Below are 955 nucleotides of genomic sequence, written 5' to 3'. Positions count from 1 at the left end.
CCTGCATGGCGCTCCTCGCCGAGAAAGCCGAAGATGCGGGCAAGATCGCCGGCCTTGAAGGTGTTGACGACGTCGGCGGCGGAAAGCCCCGACTGCGCCATCCGCATGTCGAGCGGCCCATCGGCGCGAAAGGAAAAGCCGCGCTCCGCCTGGTCGAGCTGCATGGAGGAAACACCGATGTCGAGCACCACGCCGTCGGCGTCCTCGACATGTTCGTCCAGCGTCGAGAACGGCGCCTGGACAAGCCTCAGCCGGCCGCCGGCCTGCCGCTCCAGCGCCTTGCCCGCCGCGATTGCGTCCGGGTCGCGGTCGATGGCAATGACGGAGGCGCCGCGATCGAGGATGGCGCTGGTGTAGCCGCCGGCACCGAATGTCCCGTCGACGATCGTCTCGCCGGCCTGCGGTGCAAGCGCGTCGAGCACCTCGGCAAGGAGGACCGGAATGTGGCGGGCCGGTCCGCCAACGGCGTGAGGATCATCGCCGTGGCCAGCCATCATTCCGATCGCTCCCCGGGATTCGTCCCCTGCCGAAGCTGCAAAAGCCTGGCGCGCGCCTGCGCCCCATAGGCGGAAAGCCGTCCCGGCTCCCAGATCTGAAAGAAATTGCCGCGGCCGACAAAGGCCACCTCGTTCGAGATGCCCGTATGCTCGCGGATGAAGTCGCTCATGGTGATGCGGCCATCCTGATCGAGCTTCAGGAACGTCCCGTCGCCATGGCAGAAGAACGACATATCGTCCGCCGTCTGCAGAAAGGGATCCTCCAGCGCGATCCGCTGCTCGTAGCGGTCGAGCAGGTCGAGTCCGCCGACATCCATGGCCGCCAGGTCCAGGCAGCGCAGCGCGTAAAGCTCCGAATAGCCGCGTTTCTGAACCACCGCACGGAAATGCGCCGGAACGGAGACCCGCCCCTTCGCATCGATCCTGTTTACCGCGTTTGACAGAAATCGGTCCAATGA

2 protein-coding genes are annotated in these 955 nt (G+C 65.9%); both read right to left on the bottom strand.

The window, feature by feature from the left end; genetic code table 11:
- The coding region (gene mraW, locus EOA27_RS38075; RefSeq protein ID WP_127258921.1) for a 16S rRNA (cytosine(1402)-N(4))-methyltransferase at positions 1-497 on the bottom strand (497 nt) is incomplete at its 3' end.
- Complete coding sequence (gene mraZ, locus EOA27_RS38070; protein WP_126081987.1) at positions 494-952, bottom strand: division/cell wall cluster transcriptional repressor MraZ; 459 nt, start codon at positions 950-952, stop codon at positions 494-496. The genes mraW and mraZ, both read right to left, overlap by 4 nt.
- Positions 953-955: the final 3 nt, after the last annotated feature.

Source organism: Mesorhizobium sp. M2A.F.Ca.ET.037.01.1.1, assembly GCF_003998075.1.
Lineage (GTDB): Bacteria > Pseudomonadota > Alphaproteobacteria > Rhizobiales > Rhizobiaceae > Mesorhizobium.
This window is presented reverse-complemented; position numbering and strand designations above follow the sequence as displayed.